This is a genomic window from Streptomyces sp. NPDC005483, assembly GCF_040606035.1.
Classification (GTDB): domain Bacteria; phylum Actinomycetota; class Actinomycetes; order Streptomycetales; family Streptomycetaceae; genus Streptomyces.
This window is the reverse complement of record NZ_JBEXEA010000057.1, coordinates 22,343-38,956: the sequence shown is the minus strand read 5'-3', so window position 1 is coordinate 38,956 and position 16,614 is coordinate 22,343. Positions and strand designations below refer to the sequence as shown.

The 16,614-nt window shown below is 68.4% G+C and carries 16 protein-coding genes and 4 pseudogenes; 14 read left to right on the top strand and 6 right to left on the bottom strand.

Going from position 1 to position 16,614, the window contains the following annotated elements; genetic code table 11:
- The first annotated feature begins 333 nt into the window (after positions 1 to 333).
- On the top strand, positions 334 to 864 hold the full coding sequence (locus tag ABZT06_RS46860) for a hypothetical protein (RefSeq protein WP_355755212.1): 531 nt from the start codon (positions 334 to 336) through the stop codon (positions 862 to 864).
- On the opposite strand, the pseudogene ABZT06_RS46855 reads toward ABZT06_RS46860, so the two are convergent.
- Positions 813 to 1,512 (bottom strand): annotated as a pseudogene (locus ABZT06_RS46855) (IS5 family transposase); the annotation flags it as partial. The gene ABZT06_RS46860 and the pseudogene ABZT06_RS46855 overlap by 52 nt on opposite strands.
- A 168-nt stretch (positions 1,513 to 1,680) precedes the next feature.
- On the opposite strand from ABZT06_RS46855, the gene ABZT06_RS46850 reads away from it, so the two are divergent.
- Positions 1,681 to 1,872 carry a hypothetical protein gene (locus ABZT06_RS46850; protein WP_355755217.1) on the top strand — a complete coding sequence of 64 codons (192 nt, stop codon included), beginning with the start codon at positions 1,681 to 1,683 and terminating at the stop codon, positions 1,870 to 1,872.
- A gap of 71 nt (positions 1,873 to 1,943) precedes the next feature.
- Here the strand turns inward: ABZT06_RS46850 and ABZT06_RS46845 are convergent, their stop codons facing one another.
- A complete protein-coding gene (locus ABZT06_RS46845) occupies positions 1,944 to 2,144 on the bottom strand; it encodes a hypothetical protein (RefSeq protein WP_355755210.1) in 201 nt (66 codons plus the stop codon).
- A gap of 397 nt (positions 2,145 to 2,541) precedes the next feature.
- On the opposite strand from ABZT06_RS46845, the gene ABZT06_RS46840 reads away from it, so the two are divergent.
- The 10 genes and pseudogenes from ABZT06_RS46840 (at position 2,542) to ABZT06_RS46795 (ending at position 12,482) form a co-directional block, all read left to right on the top strand.
- A complete protein-coding gene (locus ABZT06_RS46840; protein ID WP_355755207.1) occupies positions 2,542 to 3,264 on the top strand; it encodes a DUF6283 family protein in 723 nt (240 codons plus the stop codon).
- 189 nt (positions 3,265 to 3,453) lie between these two features.
- On the top strand, positions 3,454 to 3,981 hold the full coding sequence (locus tag ABZT06_RS46835; protein WP_355755205.1) for a helix-turn-helix domain-containing protein: 528 nt from the start codon (positions 3,454 to 3,456) through the stop codon (positions 3,979 to 3,981).
- A gap of 284 nt (positions 3,982 to 4,265) precedes the next feature.
- Positions 4,266 to 5,300, top strand: a complete 1,035-nt coding sequence (locus ABZT06_RS46830) for an NlpC/P60 family protein (RefSeq protein ID WP_355755203.1) — start codon at positions 4,266 to 4,268, stop codon at positions 5,298 to 5,300.
- Between the two features lie 68 nt (positions 5,301 to 5,368).
- On the top strand, positions 5,369 to 5,683 hold the full coding sequence (locus ABZT06_RS46825) for a hypothetical protein (RefSeq protein ID WP_355755201.1): 315 nt from the start codon (positions 5,369 to 5,371) through the stop codon (positions 5,681 to 5,683).
- A 119-nt stretch (positions 5,684 to 5,802) separates the two neighbouring features.
- A pseudogene (locus ABZT06_RS46820) lies at positions 5,803 to 6,621 on the top strand (IS5 family transposase).
- A 69-nt stretch (positions 6,622 to 6,690) separates the two neighbouring features.
- Entirely contained in the window at positions 6,691 to 7,131 is a 441-nt protein-coding gene (locus ABZT06_RS46815; RefSeq protein WP_355755199.1) for a winged helix-turn-helix domain-containing protein, read from the top strand.
- Positions 7,128 to 7,718, top strand: a complete 591-nt coding sequence (locus tag ABZT06_RS46810; RefSeq protein ID WP_355755196.1) for an IS630 family transposase — start codon at positions 7,128 to 7,130, stop codon at positions 7,716 to 7,718. The genes ABZT06_RS46815 and ABZT06_RS46810 overlap by 4 nt, the downstream gene beginning before the upstream one ends.
- Positions 7,719 to 8,201: 483 nt before the next feature.
- A pseudogene (gene poxB / locus ABZT06_RS46805) lies at positions 8,202 to 9,934 on the top strand (ubiquinone-dependent pyruvate dehydrogenase).
- Positions 9,935 to 10,029: 95 nt separating this feature from the next.
- A complete protein-coding gene (locus ABZT06_RS46800; RefSeq protein WP_355755194.1) occupies positions 10,030 to 10,527 on the top strand; it encodes a MarR family transcriptional regulator in 498 nt (165 codons plus the stop codon).
- A gap of 14 nt (positions 10,528 to 10,541) precedes the next feature.
- On the top strand, positions 10,542 to 12,482 hold the full coding sequence (locus tag ABZT06_RS46795) for an MFS transporter (RefSeq protein ID WP_355755192.1): 1,941 nt from the start codon (positions 10,542 to 10,544) through the stop codon (positions 12,480 to 12,482).
- Between the two features lie 924 nt (positions 12,483 to 13,406).
- Here the strand turns inward: ABZT06_RS46795 and ABZT06_RS46790 are convergent.
- The 4 genes and pseudogenes from ABZT06_RS46790 to ABZT06_RS46775 all read right to left on the bottom strand — a co-directional run bounded on the left by ABZT06_RS46790 (position 13,407) and on the right by ABZT06_RS46775 (position 14,978).
- Positions 13,407 to 13,550: a hypothetical protein gene (locus tag ABZT06_RS46790; RefSeq protein WP_355755214.1), complete on the bottom strand. Its 144-nt coding sequence runs from the start codon at positions 13,548 to 13,550 to the stop codon at positions 13,407 to 13,409.
- 191 nt (positions 13,551 to 13,741) lie between these two features.
- Positions 13,742 to 14,107, bottom strand: a pseudogene (locus tag ABZT06_RS46785) (lysophospholipid acyltransferase family protein); the annotation flags it as partial.
- 132 nt (positions 14,108 to 14,239) lie between these two features.
- Positions 14,240 to 14,563 (bottom strand): WXG100 family type VII secretion target, encoded by a 324-nt coding sequence (locus tag ABZT06_RS46780; RefSeq protein ID WP_355755190.1) that lies wholly within the window; start codon positions 14,561 to 14,563, stop codon positions 14,240 to 14,242.
- Between the two features lie 79 nt (positions 14,564 to 14,642).
- Positions 14,643 to 14,978 (bottom strand): WXG100 family type VII secretion target, encoded by a 336-nt coding sequence (locus ABZT06_RS46775; RefSeq protein ID WP_355755188.1) that lies wholly within the window; start codon positions 14,976 to 14,978, stop codon positions 14,643 to 14,645.
- 307 nt (positions 14,979 to 15,285) lie between these two features.
- On the opposite strand from ABZT06_RS46775, the gene ABZT06_RS46770 reads away from it, so the two are divergent.
- The gene (locus tag ABZT06_RS46770; RefSeq protein WP_355755186.1) at positions 15,286 to 16,224 is read left to right on the top strand and encodes an RICIN domain-containing protein; all 939 of its coding nucleotides are present in this window, start codon (positions 15,286 to 15,288) and stop codon (positions 16,222 to 16,224) included.
- A gap of 1 nt (position 16,225) precedes the next feature.
- Complete coding sequence (locus ABZT06_RS46765; protein WP_355755184.1) at positions 16,226 to 16,531, top strand: YbaB/EbfC family nucleoid-associated protein; 306 nt, start codon at positions 16,226 to 16,228, stop codon at positions 16,529 to 16,531.
- Positions 16,532 to 16,614: the final 83 nt, after the last annotated feature.

Genomic DNA, 16,614 nt, shown 5'->3' with positions numbered 1-16,614 from the left:
ACACCTCCCTCAAGGCCGTGAAGGGATACGACGACGTCACCGGCGTGGGCACACCCGCGAACGGCTACGTCCAGTCGTACCGCCGACACTGACCTCCAGCGCCACCACTCCGCGGGCGGGACCGGCCAGCCGCCGGACCCGCCCGCTTCTGCCGGCGCAGCACCGCTGCGGGATCAGGACAGGCGTCGCCATCGGCGTCGCCAGCCAGGGCCTGTCTCTTTGGTCAGCTTCGCGTCCAGATCAGGATCGCGACGAAGGCGGTACCACCAGCCTGCGTTCCCCGAACGAGAAGCCGGTTGCCTGGACTGCCAGTCCGTCCGCAGACTCGCGATCATGATGCCTCGCGCACGGGCGCTGGCCCTCGAACGCTTACGGTGGATCGGCGGCCACGCCGACGCCTGGCAGATCTTCCGCGACTGCGAGGCGCTCGCCGCGGTGATCCGCGCCCTGGCCGGGCCATTCCGGGACGACGGAGTCACGGCCGTCTGTGGCATCGAGTCGCGGGGATTCCTGCTCGGCGCGGCGGTGGCCGTCGAACTCGGCGTTGGCCTCATCGCCGTACGCGGGGACAAAGCCACCCAGCGCAGCGATCCCGACTACCAGGGCACTCGGCAGGAACTGCGTTTACAGCGGGCGGCGGTGGGGTCCGCGGACCGGGTGCTGCAGGTTCGACGACTGGATGGAGACGGGCAGCCAGGCGTCGGCCGTGCGGTCGATGGTCGAGGACTGCGGCGGACAGTGGGCCGGCTGCTCCGTCGTCGCCGACCAGACGACCCCGGTCCGACGGGCGGACCTAGGAGCTTTCGTTTGGATCAGCGGGCGGACCACAGGAAGATACCGGCGATGTGGAGTCCGGCAAGGTAGATCGTTGCTGTCTTCTCGTAGCGGGTGGCGATGCCTCGCCACTGCTTGAGGCGGGCGATGCACCGCTCGACGGTGTTGCGCTGCTTGTAGGCCTCGCGGTCGAAGGCCGGTGGCCTGCCGCCCTGGCTGCCTCGACGCAGCCGGTGGCCACGCTGATCTGCCGGGACCGGGATCACCGCCCGGATGCCGCGTTTGCGCAGGTGACTGCGGATCGCACGGGATGAATAGGCCTTGTCCGCCAGGACAACGTCCGGCCTGGTGCGAGGGCGTCCGCGCCGCCGGGGAACGCGCAGTTGGGCCATGACGGCTTCGAAGGCCGGTGCATCGCCGGCCTGGCCGGCGGTGAGAACGAATGCGAGAGGTCGGCAGCGCGCGTCGGCTGCGAGGTGGATCTTAGTCGTCAGCCCACCGCGGGACCGGCCGATGGCGTGGTCGGCCGGCTCGCCGGCCGGGGCCCCTTTTTGCGGGCCCCGGCCGCGTGCTGGTGAGCTCGCACGATCGTGGAGTCGACGGACAGGCCCAGTCAAGGTCCTCATCGGCGTCGGCCTGTGCCATCAGCACGGTGAACACCCGCTCCCAAGTGCCATCGACGGCCCACATCCGCAGCCGGTTGTAGACGCCTCGCCAGTTGCCGTACCTCTCCGGCAGGAGGCGTTCGCCAGGCTGACCGCCGGCGATGAACTGGCACCTGCAGGTCTTCCCTCCGACACCGGCGCCCAGGGAGCAGACCTGATCTTCCCCTGGCAGGCCGGCAAGGGCGACTGGATCTCGGTGCCGGGCGGCCCGGTGGGGCCCTTCGTGTCGACGGCGATGGCGATGCCGAACCAGGCAGGTATCGCCCAGACCGTGGTCCTGGTCAGCCGGCGTCACCGGTATCACGCTGGTTCGTCACACGCCGATGTCCACATCGAGGACGGAACGCACATCGAGCGTCTGGACGCCGAGGCGGAGCGGGCCCGGGCCCGGGAGCTGTGGAACGAGGACCACTCTGCTTGCCACAGCCGCTGACCGCGGTGGGGCGCCTGCGCGGATCAGCCGAGCGGCAAGAGACGAGAGTCGACGTGGCCTAGACCACGCGGTCACCACGAGTCGTCGTCCGCGTCCTCCAGGGCAGGGGGCTCCTGCCAGGTCAGAGTGTCCAGGGGCCGCGGCAGGTTCCGGGCCGCGCCGGGCACCGCTCGCGTTACTGCGGACGCCTCGTCGCTGAAGAGGGCGACGGAGGCGCCCGGCGTACGGCCAGCCACTGATACTGCCGGGCTTGAAGTCTTCACGGTGGTCATCTCGTCCCCCTGAATCGTCCCGGGCCAGGCCCGGCTGAAGGCCGGCGCGCAGGCCGGCTGCGAAAGCGTATACAGATTCCGAGCTGCGGCCCGAAAAGATTTCCTACGGGCCGCACTCCCATGTCAAGCCTCCCCCCGGCCGCCCGTCCGCCCACCTTGCCCTCCCTCAACGTCCGGGCGAGTAGGAGGGCCCCGCTGTTCCAGGCCGTCGACGAGCTTGCTGCCCGTTGCGGCGCCAGGCGTCAGATACGACGACCAGCTCGAGAACTCCTCGACGGCCGTAATGCGGCGCTAAAGACTGTCTCTCCGTTCACGGCTCTCGGTCACACTGGCCGTATGTCCTCATCACTGCGGCCTCCCGCCCCGCGCCCGTGCGAAAGTTGCCCGTAAAGACGCGATGTGCCTGCGGGGATCTGGTCCAGTGAGGAGTGCACCAAGCTCCAGCGCTACGAGGCCGACACTCCCAAGCAACCCACGGGGCCTATTCCAGTGCCATCAGACCGATGCCGACAGTGATGTCCGGCGCATCTGTGGCGGCTGGGCTGGATGCCATGAGGGAAACGAACTGCTCGCCCTGCGCATGTGGCTACTCAACGGCCTTATCGACAACGACACTTACTGGGCTTTGGTCGAGTACGTGTCGCCTGTACCGCTGTTCTCTTCGGGCAGCGAGGCTGCAGCTCACGGCGCATCGGGCATCGACGTGCCGGATGAAAAGGCTCGCCTCCTGATCAGCAAGATCACTCGGACGCGCGACGACATCGTGCAACAGCGTCTCTTGGCCATGAGCGGAGCCAGATACGGAGTAAGGCGGGCGGTGACGGTCCTGCGGCCCGATCGCCGCCGCCTTGCAGTACGGCCATCCCAAGACAAAAGCGACCTTGGCCTACGCCGCGAACAACCACGACTCGTGGCTCGACGACATCGCCGTGCAACACCTCGAGATGTTCCTGGAACAGGGCTCCTGCGCCAGCGACATGAGACGTCGAACACCTCCCTCAAAGGCACCGGAGCCTTGTGCGTTGCGGACGCCTACGCCGCCCCTCGATGGGCGGTCGCGCTGAAAAGCCGCGCTGGCCGTAGACGCCCGAACCCGCCAAACGGTTTCCGGTCACACTGACGTCAGATGAGCCCCCCTGAAACATCGCCCTCACACGGAATGCAACGCCCACACCAGGGGTGTGGGACATGTTCGCGTGAACCCGCAGCCCCGGCACACCCGTGTACAGAACGGCTCAGTGATACTCCGGCCAACGTACGTGCCTCGGCAACGTCACATCCCCTATCCCGACCGGGAGGAAAGCCTCACATGTTCACCTCCGGCCGGCCCAAGGCGGTCCTACACCTCACGGACAGCGAACATCGCATGCTTGTCAAACTGGCCGAGGACAGGCACGCACCTCGCAACGTCGCGCTGCGGTGCAGGATCGTCCTGACATGTGCCCAAGGTGTCACAAATCGCGAGGTGGCACGCCAGATCGGGGTCAATGAGACAACCGTGGGCAAGTGGCGTGCTCAGTTCGTCCAGAAGGGAATCGCCGGACTGTATGGGCCATCACCCCCCAACCGCGGCGGCCGTCCCAAGCCAGAGCTCTCTCTGAGCGAGGACGAACGCCTTCGCTTGGAGCAGATCAAGAAGCTGGGCCCTCCCAGCGCAGCCCTACTCAGCGAGGTCCTCCTGGCGAGCGCCTCCGGTCTCACCAACCGGGAGATCGCACGGGCGAACGGCCTGGCCGAGCACACCGTGGGACGGTGGCGGGCACGGTTCCTGGCCAAACGGTTTTTGTGCTTCGGGCTGACGAGCCCGCGGGCCACTCACGAACATGATGAGTGGTGATGCCTTGCCGACGCGGACCCTGCGATACCCGTAGCTCACGTCAAAACCTGGCCCATCGGCGAGAAGGATAGGTTTCAACAACACCTGGGAAGACAGCGACACAGCAGACACACGGAAGCGGTGGACCCACACAGAACACGAACGTTGTCGCCGCCGAGTGTGAACGGCTACAGTCACCACGAAGCTCTGCCACCCAATTCGTGTACGAAGTCGCCGTATACCGGACGCCACTGAGCGCCCGTCAGGTGCCAACAGGCGGCTAAGACCAGAAGGAGTTCGCCTCCGTGGCGTCCCACCGTCGTCCCAAGCAGCCGAGCCACACGCGTATGTATGTGCTCACCACCGCTGCTGCCGCTGCCGTCGCTCTGAGCGCCAGCGCCGCCAACGCAGCGCCAAGCGAGAAGCCCAGCAAGGACGAGGTCAAGTCCAAGGTCGACAAACTCTACGAAGAGGCCGAGCAGGCCACCGAGAAGCTCAACGGCGCCCAGGAGAAGCAGGAGAAGCTCCAGAAAGAGATCTCCACGATCCAGGACGACGTCGCCCGCGGCCAGGAGGAACTCAACGAGCTGCGCGACTCCATGGGCCTGGCGGCCGCCGCCCAGTACCGCACAGGCAGCATCGACTCATCCCTTCAGCTCTTTCTCTCCTCGAACCCGGACGACTACCTGGACAAGGCCGCAACTGCCGACAAGCTCAGCGCCCGACAAGTCGAGGCGCTGAAGAAGATCCAAGAGAAGCAGCGCGAGCTCGCCCAGGAGCGTTCCGAGGCCTCGGAGAAAGTCAAGGACCTCTCCAGCACCCGCACCGAGCTGGCCAAGAAGAAGAACGAAGTCCAGGGCAAGCTCGCCGAAGCGCAGAAGCTTCTCAACAGCCTGACGGCCGCCGAGAAGGCCGCCATCGCCGCCGAGGAGAACCGCGCCAGCCGCTCCGCCAGCGAGCGGGTGGACCTCGGCAGCACCGCCCCCGCCACCGGCCATGCGCTCGCCGCCTTCCAGGCCGCCCAGAGCAAAATCGGCTCGCCGTACGTCTACGGCGCCTCCGGCCCCTCGTCCTTCGACTGCTCGGGCCTGACCTCCTGGGCCTTCGCCCAGGCCGGCGTCAGCATACCGCGCACCTCGCAGGCTCAGGCCAGCTACGGCACACAGATCTACAGCCGGTCCGACCTCAAAGTCGGCGACCTGGTCATCTTCTACGGCGATAGGCACCACGTTGGCTTCTACGCCGGTAACGATCAAGTACTGCATGCTCCGCGCACCGGTACGGTTGTCCGCTACGAGTCGATCAACAACATGCCGTTCCAGTTCGGCGTCCGAATCTGACGTCGTTCCTCGGGCGACCCACGCGCCGGCAGCGGCAGGCCGCAGGGCGCCTTCACCCTCTTGTTGAGGTGATCTTTGATCAGGGCGTTCCTCGAGGATGCGGGCCAGGCGGTGAGACCGGGAAGGTCCCGCTGACGGTCAGCGGTCGCGGCGGCACACTCGTGCTACGGCCGGACTCCCCACTGGACGCGGCTGTCGCCTACTCGATCCCGGATCTCTCGGAGAACACGCCACGGGTCAACGGTCTGACGCTCGCCATGCCCGACGGCAGCAGCCGCGCGACGAGCTTCCTCTTCCCGGGCACAACCGAGATCTGCAAGGGCGGAGTGCTCGTCTGCTCCTGGCAGACCGGCCTAGGGATGGGCCAGGGCGGAGACGCTTGACGCACACCTGAAGCGCGCGGAGTGCTCTGGCGACCCAGGGGCTTTAGGGGTCCTTGCAGAATGATCTCGCTGTGGCACGGTGGAGGTGTATGTGTTCCCGTGTTTTGTGGGGTGTGACCATGGCGCGGCGCAAGCCGTGGGAGGTCAGCGACGAGTTGTGGGCGGTGATCGAGCCGCTGTTGCCGAAGCATGAGCGGCGGTTCCGGCATCCGGGGCGCAAGCGGATCGATGACCGCAAGACGCTCCAGGGTGTGCTGTTCGTCCTCTACACAGGTGTCCAGTGGGAGTTCCTGCCGCAGGAGTTGGGGTTCGGTTCGGGTCCTACCTGCTGGCGTCGGCTGGCCGAGTGGCAGCAGGCGGGGGTGTGGGAGGAACTCCAGCGGGTGCTGCTGGACCGGTTACGGGCGGCCGACCGCCTCGACTTCTCCCGGGCCACGATCGACGCCTCACACGTGCAGGCCAAGCGGGGGCGAAGCAGCCCAAAAGTGGGCCCGAGCCCGGTTGACCGCGCGCGGCCGGGCTCGAAGCACCACGTCCTGACCGACGCCCGTGGCACTCCGCTGCGGGTGTCGCTGACCGGCGGTCACCGTCACGATGTCACCCAACTTCTGCCGCTGGTCGACAGCCTGGGGCCGGTGCGGGGCAAGCGGGGCCGGCCCCGGCGCAAGCCCCGCACGCTGTACGCCGACCGCGGCTACGACTAGAACATCTACCGCCGCCGCCTGCGCGAGCGTGGCATCACACCGAAGATCGCCCGACGGGGCGAGCCGCACGGCTCGGGCCTGGGAAAGGTCCGGTGGGTCGCCGAGTCCGCCATCGCCTGGCTCCACGGCCCTCGCCGCCTGCGAATCCGGTGGGAAGCACGCGACGACATGCACGACGCCTTCCTACAACTCGCCCACTGCATGACCCTCGCCCGCAAACACCCCGCTTTCTGAAAGCACCCCTTACTGATCTTTTCGTAAGTTCGGTGGGTGCGCTGGCCTTGCGAGTGGGAGGCTTTCGGGGTGGCCTATCGACCGGTCGAGTTGTTCGAGGAGGGCGCCTCGAATGCGGAGATCGCGCGGGCGGTGGGTGTGTGTGCCGAGAGTGTGCGGCGTTGGCGTCGGGTGTGGGAGAAAGGCGGCGTTTCGGCCCTGCGGCGGCGCGCGGCCACTGGGCGGCCGCCCAAGCTGGACGACGCCCAGGTCGAGACCATCCGGGCCGCGTTGACGCGAGGAGCCCAGGCTCATGGTTTCGAGGCCGACCTGTGGACCTTGGAGCGAGTCGGCGCCGTCGTGGAGCAGACAACGGGGGTGGCGTTGTCGAGGGCGTCGGTGTGGCGACTGCTGACCGGCCGACTCGGATGGAGTCTGCAACGTCCCGAGCGCCGGGCGGTCGAGCGGGACGAGTCCGAGATCGCCCGCTGGATCGCGCACGAGTGGCCGCGCATCAAAAAGGGGCCGTGAACACACGTGCCTGGATCGTGTTCCTCGACGAATCAGGTGTCTCCCTGCTGCCTCAGATCCGCCGCACCTACGCACCCCGTGGCCGGACCCCGTTGCTGCGGCACCGCCTGAACTGGAAGCGAGCGTCGATGGCCGGGGTCCTGGGCTACCACTCCACCGATCCCGAACGCGGGGCCCGTCTGTGCTTCCACCTCAAGCCCGGAAGCTACGACACCACCGCCCTTATCGAAGTCCTCGAGCAGATGAAGGCGTTCTACCGCGGCGAGCAAGTGGTGCTGGTCTGGGACGGCCTGTCGGCCCATTGGAGCCGGGCGATGCGTGCCTGGGTCGCCGAGCAGGACTGGCTCACTCTGGAGCGATTACCCGCCTATGCTCCCGAGCTGAACCCGGTGGAACTGCTGTGGTCCTCGCTCAAGAAGCGTGAACTCGCCAACCTTGCCGGTGACCACCTCGCAGATGTCGCCGACGCCGCCGAACAAGGCATTCACCGCATCAACCACAACCCACAACTGCCATGGTCCTTTCTCGCCCACACCGGCCTGACCATCCACCCAGCACACCCACCGAACTTACGAAAAGATCAGTAGTCGTTGCTCCGCCGAGTGAACTGCAACGACCGGAGGGAGAGGGACGACCGCGAGGTGACGGACTACGCCTTGCGCACCCAGCGGCTCGCAGCCGCTGCCTACCTGAGTGCCTTCCTGTGACCGAGTCACCGGCCGCCTGGCGTTACGGGCAGGTGGTGTCCGGCTGCGTGGGCGTCGGCGTCCGACACGACACTCTTCCACGCATGACGTAAACATGTTTCTCCGTGACGGTCCGGTCTCGAAACGCAGGTATCCAGACCCGGGCGGCCTTGTCGTCAGCCATGAGTGCCGGCCCGACCGGGACGGAGACTCACGGGTACGGTGTCGCCCACGTGGGACGGGGCACCGGCGTCCGGCAGTCGTCCGACTCAGGAACCGGGCTCGGCCCGGCTGCCGGTGCCGCAGTCATTCGACGGATGTGGGCGGGATGTCCGTTCTCGGAAACTGGCCGGGTGCCCGAACGACCCACGAAAGGCGACCCCCATGCCCACCTTCGCTGACCACGTCATTGCCTCGCTCAAGGCCTCCGGCGTGCGCCGTCTCTACGGCCTGCCCGGTGACTCCCTCAATGGACTGACCGACGCCATCCGCCGCACCGACGACGTGGACTGGGTGCACGTACGGCACGAGGAGAGCGCCGCCCTCGCGGCGGCCGCCGAGGCCGGACTCACCGGCGAACTGACCGTCTGTGTCGGCAGTTGCGGGCCCGGCAACCTGCACCTGATCAACGGGCTCTTCGACGCCCAGCGCAGCCGTGTCCCGGTGCTCGCGATCGCCGCACAGATTCCGGGCGCCGAGATCGGCTCCGGCTACTTCCAGGAGACCCGCCCGCAGGACTGTTCGCCGACTGCAGTGTCTACGCGGAGACCGTCACCGCCGCCGAGTACGGCCCCCGCGTCCTGGAGACGGCGATGCGGGCGGCCGTCGAGCGCCGGGGCGTCGCGGTCGTCGTCGTCCCCGGCGAGGTCTTCCTGCAGAAGACCGGCCGCGAGGTGCCGCCCGCGGCCGTGCGCCCCGCCCACAGCGTCGTCCGCCCCGACGACCGCGCCCTGCGCGCCGCCGCCGCCCTCCTCGACGACGCCCGGCGGGTAACGATCCTGGCCGGCGCGGGCGCGGCCGGCGCCCACGACGACCTGGTCCGGCTCGCCGAGATCCTCAAGGCGCCCGTCGTGCACGCCCTGCGCGGCAAGGAGTACGTCGAGTACGACAACCCCTACGACGTCGGCCTCACCGGGCTGCTCGGCTTCGCCTCCGGCTACAAGGCGATCGAGGAAGCCGACACCCTGCTGATGCTGGGCACCGACTTCCCCTACCGGCAGTTCTATCCGCAGCACGCCAAGGTGATCCAGCTCGACATCCGGGGCGAGCAGATCGGCCGCCGCACCCGCGTCGACCTGCCGCTGGTCGGCAGTGTGCGCGACACCCTGCCCGCGCTGCTGCCGCTGCTGGCCGTGAAGCGCGAACGGCGCCACCTCGACGACGCCCTCGCCCACTACGCCCGTACCCGCGAGTCGCTCGACGCGCTCGCCGTCAACGACCGGGGCCGCACACCGATCCACCCGCAGTTCGTGGCGAGCACTCTGGACCGGCTCGCCGACCGGGACGCCGTCTTCACCGTCGACGTCGGCTCCCCCGTGGTGTGGGCGGCCCGCTATCTGACCTTCAACGGGTCCCGGCGGCTGCTGGGTTCCTTCAACCACGGCACCATGGCCTGCGCCCTGCCGCAGGCGGTGGGCGCGCAGGCGGCGTACCCGGGCCGGCAGGTGGTGTCACTGTCCGGCGACGGCGGGCTCACCATGCTGCTCGGGGAACTGTTCACGCTTCGCCAGAACCGGCTGCCCGCCAAGATCGTCGTCTTCAACAACGGCTCGCTCAATTTCGTCGAGCTGGAGATGAAGGCGGCCGGCTTCGTCAACTACGCCACTGAGCTGGACAATCCGCGGCTCGCCGAGGTGGCCGCCGCGATCGGGCTGTTCTCCCGCCGGGTGGAGCGGCCCGGCGACCTGGAGGACGCCCTGAAGGGAGCCTTCGCCCACGAGGGCCCGGCCCTGGTGGAGGTGATGACAGCCCGTCAGGAACTGTCAGTGCCCCCGGCGATCACGTTGGAGCAGGCCAAGGGCTTCACCCTCTACGCCATCCGCACCGTCCTGGACGGCCGGGGCGGCGAACTCCTCGACCTGGTCTCCACCAACGTGGCCCGCCGCATCCTGCGCTGAAGAAACATGTGCGCTTGAGCACACATGTCAAGAAAACTTGCCTGAGTCAACCAACAAACCTCATAGTTGCCTAAAGCAATATATCTGGAGGACATGTGGCCGAGAAGGCTCAGTACGAGGAGCTGATGCGGCAGCTGAGCGCCATCGGGTGCGTGAAGCGCGAACTGGGCCGCATCCTTCCGGACGGCTGCTCCAGCGGCTCCGCCACCGTACTGGCGCTGCTCGGCCGCGACGGCGACATGCGCATCGGCAGGCTCGCCGAACTGCTCGCCGTCGACATGTCGGTCACCAGCCGCCACGTCACCCACCTGACCGCGCTGGGTTGGATCGACCGCAGCCCCGACCCCGCCGACCGGCGGTCGCGCATCCTGCGCCTGACCCAGGAGGGCCGGGCCCGGCTGGACGAACTGTCCGACCGCACGGCCCAGTTGCTCGCCGCGCGGCTGAGCGACTGGAGCGACGAGGACGTCCGCCGGCTCACCCGGCTCATGGCCCGGCTCCGGACGAGCTTCGACGACGGGCGCGGCGAGACCGTCCCGGCCGCCGGACCGCCGACGGACACCCGGTCCCTCACACCCGCTGTCACCACGTAAGGAAGAGACACCTCATGACAACCACCCCGCAGACCGGCGTGCGGGCCTCCGCACCGGGCGCGGGAGGCTCCGCCCACGCGCCCATGACCCATCCGCAGATCATGCGCGCGCTGTCCGGCCTCCTCCTCGGCCTGTTCTGCGCCATCCTGTCCTCGACCGTCGTCACCAACGCGCTGCCGAGGATCATCGGCGACCTCGGCGGCGGCCAGTCCGCCTACACCTGGGTCGTCACCGCCTCCCTGCTCGCGGTCACCGCGTCGACCCCCCTGTGGGGCAAGCTCGCCGACCAGTTCAGCAAGAAGGTCCTGGTCCAGTCGGCGCTGGTCGTCTACGTCATCGGCTCCCTGGTGGCGGGCCTCGCGCCGAACCCGGCGACGCTGATCACCGCCCGCGTCATCCAGGGCCTGGGCGGCGGCGGACTGTCCGCGCTGGCCCAGGTCGTGCTCGCCGCGATGATCTCCCCGCGCGAGCGCGGCCGCTACTCCGGCTACCTCGGCGCCGTGTTCGCCGTCGCCACCGTCGGCGGCCCGCTGCTCGGCGGGGTCATTACCGACACCTCCTGGCTCGGCTGGCGCTGGTGCCTGTTCGTCGGCATCCCCTTCGCGCTCGTCGCCCTGGTCGTGCTCCAGCGCACGCTGAACCTGCCGGTGAACCGATGCGAGGTCAAGGTCGACTGGGCCGGCGCCTTCTTCGTCACCGCGTCCGTGTGCACCCTGCTGATCTGGGTCACCTTCGCCGACGACAAGTACGCCTGGCTGTCCTGGCAGACGTACACTCTGGTCGCCGCGGCGCTCGTGCTGGCGCTGGCCTTCCTGTGGGCGGAGACGAAGGCTGCCGAGCCGATCATCCCGCTGCGGCTGTTCCGCAACCCCACCATCACCCTCGCTTCGGTCTCCTCCCTGTTCGTCGGCGTCGCGCTGTTCGCGGGCACCGTCTTCTTCAGCCAGTACTTCCAGTTGGCCCGCGGCGACTCCCCGACCAAGTCCGGTGTGATGACCATCCCGTTCATCGCCGGCCTGTTCGTCTCCTCCACCGTCTCCGGGCGGATCATCACCCGGACCGGCAAGTGGAAGGGCTGGCTGCTGACCGGCGGTGTCCTGCTGACGGCGGGCCTGGCCCTGCTGGGCATGCTCCGCCACGACACCTCGTACCCGTACATCGCCTGCTGCATGGCGCTGATGGGCCTCGGTGTCGGCATGACGCTGCAGAACCTCGTGCTGTGCACGCAGAACCAGGTGTCGCCCGCCGACCTGGGCGCCGCCTCCTCGACGGTGACGTTCTTCCGCTCGCTCGGCGGCGCGGTGGGCGTCTCGGTGCTCGGCTCGGTCCTCACCACCCAAATCGGCCACTACGCCGCGGAGACCATCACCCAGCTCACCCCGCAGGACCAGGCGGCGGCCGCCAAGGCGTCCGGCGGCGGTCTGCCCGACCTCGCGTCGCTGCCCGCCCCGGTGCGCAACTGGCTGGAGGGTGCCTACGGGCACGCCATCGGCGACATCTTCCTCTACGTCGCGCCGGTCGCCCTGATCGCCTTCCTGGTGACCGTCTTCATCAAGGAAGTCCCGCTGCGCGCTTCCAGCGGCCTCGACCAGGCCGCCGCGCAGGTGGCCCAGGTAGTCGTGGAGGACGCCGAGGCGGTCGCCGGGGTACCGGTGGCGGCCGGGGCCGTGGACGAGGCCGTGCGGGCCGCGGCCATCGAGGTCCGGGGCCGGATACGGGTGGCCGGGAACGCGCCCGTCCTGCGGGGCGGGGCCGTCGCTCTGACCTCCGAGGAGGGACGCGAACTGGGCCGCGCCGAGGTCGGCGACGACGGTTCGTGGCGCCTGGACGCGCCCGGCAGCGGCCGGTACGTCCTGGTCGTGTCCGCCGATGGTTACGGGTCGCGGACCTCCACCATCGAGGTGGCCGAGACACCGGTCGTCCACGACGTACGGCTGACCGAGCCGGCAGGCTGACCGGCGGCACTTCTCTCGAAGCGTTCCTCCCTCCCTCCGCACCCGCAGAGGGAGGGAGGAACGCCGTGCTTCCCGGGCAGCGGTCGGTTCCCGCTCAGCGAGGGGCATCAGCCGGCTCGCTGGGAGTGTCCGGGACCGCGGAACCCGAACCGGACTCCCGAAGCGCCGCCGACCGGACCAGATCGTTCCAGGTCCGTCTGAGCAACTTGGCTGCCTGGCACACGCCTCCCTGGCCTGTGCAGGAACGGCAAGCGCGGATGTGCTCCTCATACACGGCGCGGGCTTGACCGAGTTGGTTCTGGGCCGGGTGCATGCGTCCTCTTCAGTACCTGTCCGGGTTGGCCGGAGTGTGTGGACGGCTCTCCTGGAGGCTCAACGGACCGGTTGCACGTAATGGTTCACTTCTCCTCCGTTCTCCTCGGAGAGGGATGCGCAAGGTGGCTCCGGTCTGACCGCCGGCGTCACCCGCCCCGGCTGGAAGATGGGCGGGAGGCCGCGGCCGTCCGGGCCTGACCGGCCGGTGCTGCAAGGCGCAGTGGCTGCACACCTACGTGATGCGGGGCCGCCCTGTCCGGGCCGGGTCGTGGACGCTGCCGACCTGATCCCGATGAAGAGGGCAGCCGGCCGGGGTCCCCGCATACCCTGCCCGCCGCGGACGGGACGACGAGCGTGCTGTCGAGGGCCCCGGACCAGATCCGGAACCGGCGGTGCGCGGTGCACTTCGAGACGGCGGCGAGGCACGGCGGCGGAGTGCACCAGGAGCAGCCCTTCGCCGACACGGACTTGATCGCCGTGCACAGCGTCTCAACTGGAGTGTCATACATCTGTGACCTGTGTCAGGCGGCCCGGCCGATCGTGCGCCGCTGGTACACACGCCGATCCGGCCGGGACCTGGCACAGGCCGTCCGGAGGTGAACCCGCTCTTCAGGGCGCCTGTGCGCCGGAGGTCTCCTGCTCGGCGGGCGACGGCCGCCGAGCGGTTGCGGCCGACGGCGCGGGCAGGCCCCGCACCTCGGCGAGCAGCGCGGTGACCGCCGCCATGATCTCCTCCGTGGCCTCGCGCCACACCTGCGGCCCGGGTTCCCTGCCCCGGAACCTGGCAGGTCCACGGCCGGTCCGGCCAGCACGTGGTGGGTGTGGCGGGGGAAGATACGGCCCATCCTCCCGTAGGGCGGAAGGAGATGGTTGGCGCCCCACTGGGCCACCGGTATCACCGGGCACCCGGTCTCCAGTGCGACGCGCGCGATCCCGGTCCGGCCCGCCATGGGCCACATGTCGGGGTCACGGGTGAGGGTGCCTTCCGGATAGAAGACAACGCCCTCGCCGGACCGGACCGCCTCCGCCGCCGCGTCGAGCGCCTCCAGCGCACCGGCCCCGCCCCGGGCGACAGGGATGTGCCGCATGGCCCGCATCAGCCGCCCGAACATCCCCTCGAGCAGGGTTGCCTTGGCGAAGAAGCGCGGCGGGCGGCCCGCTGCGTACTGGAAGTACCCGTAGGCCACGGGGTCGATGTTCGAATTGTGATTGACCGCGGCGACAAACCCGCCGGCGGCGGGAAGATGGTGTGCACCCGCCCAGTCGCGTGTGAACAGCAGCCGTACGAGTGGGCGTGCGATAGAGGCCATCGTCCAGTAGACGACACCGACCCGTCGGCGGCGCATACGTATCCAATTCTCCGATATCTCGCACGTCCTCCCCCGCGGATGCCGGGAACCGGATTACGGGGGAGGACGAGGTGCAGTGAACCCGGACTGGCGTCAGCCGTGCGTCCAGGTCTTGACGTTCGCTTCCTCGGCGTTGACGTAGTTGCCCCAGTTGACGCGCATCACCGCGGCGATCGTGCCCAGCACGCCGCCCTGTGCCTCGTCGCCGTAAAGTCCGATCGCGGCGACGTCCCACTCGTGCATGTGCACCAGGTACTGGTCCGCGGACTGGGCCTTCCAGGTTTCGATGAGCGGGGCGAGCTTTGCGCGCAGTCGCTCCAGATCAGCGTCGATCTCGGCGGCCTTGGCGTTCATATAGGCGCCGGCGGATTCAAGGCTCTCGCCGACATACATGTGCGAACTTCCGATATCCGGCATCGGACGATGGTCTCCTTACGAGAGAGGGAAGAGCAGCAGTGCGCTTGGGCAAGGTGGTTCGTCGCCGCGCAGTCCGCGATCAGCCGAGCCGTGCCGGAGGGATGTTGACCGCGCCTACGTTGGCTACCGCGACCTCTTCAGCGTCACGGTAGTTGGCTGCGGTCGTGCGCAGGCCCAACGAGATGGCGGTCAGTGCCTCGTGCAGCAGCTTGGCATTCTTGTCGTACTCCTGCATCAGGATCTGGAACTGGTCGGCCGCGACGCCGCCCCATGCCGTCTCCAGCGACACGACATAGGTCCGCAGATCCGCCAACTGGACAGCCACCTGATCCGCGGTGTTCGCGGTGTCCGTGGCCGCGTCGCTCACGTATGTCGGGGTTACGTCGTAGACGATCCCGCCCATTGCCTGTGCCACAGAGGCAACCTTCCTTCGAGGGCGCGCCGTTTGAACGCACCCGGCGTCTGTTGGGCCTGCCGTCGATCGGGTTTCGCGGGAGCACCCAGGCTCGCTCCCCGGCACCCCGTAGATACATCCCTGGGCTGTCGCGTGACACTATCGCACATGTACCGTAACGCGGTCGGTTCTCGCTGACCACATCGGAGGCGGACCTGCCCCTCCACAGATACCTGTCTGCCCAGCGGCCGGGCCGCTGAGATGTGCTTGACATCTCGACTGACATCTCGATTCGAAGAAACACCTACAAACCCTAGGAGGCACCCTCATGGGGGAACAAGATCTCGCCAAGCCGCGTGGACCCGGTCTGCCGGGTTTCGCGGGCAGTTTCGCAGCCAGTTCGCGCCGGGCCGGGGAGCGGGACCGGCCACACGTGGCGTCTCGGTTGGTGGTCGTAGCCGGAGTCGTCGCACTGGTTGCGGCGGTCTCGGTGGGCTATGGAGTCCTGTCCACGATGGGCGGCTCCGACAAGGCCGAGGCTTCCACGCAGGTCACCGCGACACCCTCCGAGCGGGCCGACGACAAGCGGCCCTCGCCCTCCGACGGCGCGTCCGAAGACGGCGGGAAGGGCCGGGGCGGGTCTGGGGCCACGGGAGACAAAGCCGGTTCCGTAGGCGACTCCACCACGAAGGGCGGGAGCGGCTCGGACTCGGCGAGTTCGGCCGGACCCAGTCCGGCGTCCGGCTCGAAGGCCGACGAGAAACCGGCGAGTGATTCGGGTTCGGGTTCGAGTGCCTCCGGCTCCGGCTCCGGCTCGACCTCGTCCTCCGGTTCGTCGTCTTCCGGCACGACGGCCAAGATCCAGGGCCCGACGGCGGTGAAGGCCGGCCGGGTGGTCGGCTTCCAGTCGCACAAGTGCATAGACATCCTGGACGGCAACACCGCCTCGGGGACCCCCCTGCAGATCTGGGACTGCTCCGACGACTCCTGGCAGAAGTGGACTTTCTACAGCGACCGGACGGTTCGGTCGATGGGTAAGTGCATGCAGATCGCGGGAGGGTCGAACGCCAACGGGGCGGCTGTGCAGATCGCCACCTGCAACGGCAGTAAGGCTCAGCGGTTCAACCTGAACTCGTCCAACGACCTGGTCAACCTGGGCAACACCAGCAAGTGCGTGGATGTAAAGGACAAGAAGACCGGCAACGGTGCCCGGCTGCAGCTCTGGGACTGCTCGGGCACTGCCAACCAGAAGTGGGGTCTGGGCTGACGTGACACAGAACGACGACGGCGTGAACCGCCTGATCGGACGGATCAACGAACTGCAGCGGGGCCTTGCCGCCGCCCACGCGGGCCGCTCCACCGAGAGCGTGACGGAGACGGCCGGCGGAGGACTGGTCAGAGCCACGGTGAGTGCCACCGGAGCGCTTCAGGATCTGCGGATCTCCCCGTTGCTCGCGGACCCCAGCGACCCCGAGACGCTGGCCGACACGGTCGTTGCGGCAGTACAGGGTGCCCAGAAGGCGGTCGTGGCCCGCTATCGGAAGCGATTCGAGGGACTCGTCGACATTCCGTGACGTGTGACGGACCGGACTCCGGGTGCTGAGTCCACGCCGCCGGACGGACACGTGTCCGCGCTTGTCGAAGCGGATACGGACCT

Excerpts from the sequence above, each read along its gene's own strand:
- ABZT06_RS46860 (WP_355755212.1), top strand. The coding sequence starts at position 334 with ATGATGCCTCGCGCACGGGCGCTGGCCCTCGAACGCTTACGGTGGATC.
- ABZT06_RS46770 (WP_355755186.1), top strand. The coding sequence starts at position 15,286 with ATGGGGGAACAAGATCTCGCCAAGCCGCGTGGACCCGGTCTGCCGGGT.
- ABZT06_RS46845 (WP_355755210.1), bottom strand. The coding sequence starts at position 2,144 with ATGACCACCGTGAAGACTTCAAGCCCGGCAGTATCAGTGGCTGGCCGT.
- ABZT06_RS46850 (WP_355755217.1), top strand. The coding sequence starts at position 1,681 with ATGCCGAACCAGGCAGGTATCGCCCAGACCGTGGTCCTGGTCAGCCGG.
- ABZT06_RS46795 (WP_355755192.1), top strand. The coding sequence starts at position 10,542 with ATGACAACCACCCCGCAGACCGGCGTGCGGGCCTCCGCACCGGGCGCG.
- ABZT06_RS46840 (WP_355755207.1), top strand. The coding sequence starts at position 2,542 with ATGTGCCTGCGGGGATCTGGTCCAGTGAGGAGTGCACCAAGCTCCAGC.
- ABZT06_RS46780 (WP_355755190.1), bottom strand. The coding sequence starts at position 14,563 with ATGCCGGATATCGGAAGTTCGCACATGTATGTCGGCGAGAGCCTTGAA.
- ABZT06_RS46835 (WP_355755205.1), top strand. The coding sequence starts at position 3,454 with ATGTTCACCTCCGGCCGGCCCAAGGCGGTCCTACACCTCACGGACAGC.